Genomic DNA, 241 nt, shown 5'->3' with positions numbered 1-241 from the left:
GCGCCTTGAAGCGCAAAGCGGGCACCGGCATCATCGAGTCGCACCAGCATCTGGCCCGCTACGATCCTGTCGCCCGCCTCGACTTCGACGGCGACGATCCGGCCCTCATATTTGGAGAAGATGGTGGCGATATCGGGGGCCACGACGTAGCCGGAGCCGGTGACTTCCCGGGACGGCAATGCTCTGTTCGCCGGGGTATTGGAAGGCAGAGGCCGAATCGGACCGGCGGCGGACACGTCTG

Annotated in this window: 1 protein-coding gene; it reads right to left on the bottom strand. The window is 65.6% G+C overall.

Going from position 1 to position 241, the window contains the following annotated elements:
• The coding region (locus tag EOD29_RS34585) for a biotin/lipoyl-binding protein (protein WP_127248908.1) at nt 1-241 on the bottom strand (241 nt) is incomplete at both ends.

Source organism: Mesorhizobium sp. M1A.T.Ca.IN.004.03.1.1 (genome assembly GCF_003997555.1).
GTDB lineage: Bacteria > Pseudomonadota > Alphaproteobacteria > Rhizobiales > Rhizobiaceae > Mesorhizobium.
The sequence above is the reverse complement of the archived record's forward strand: the minus strand, read 5'-3'. Positions and strand labels throughout refer to the sequence as shown.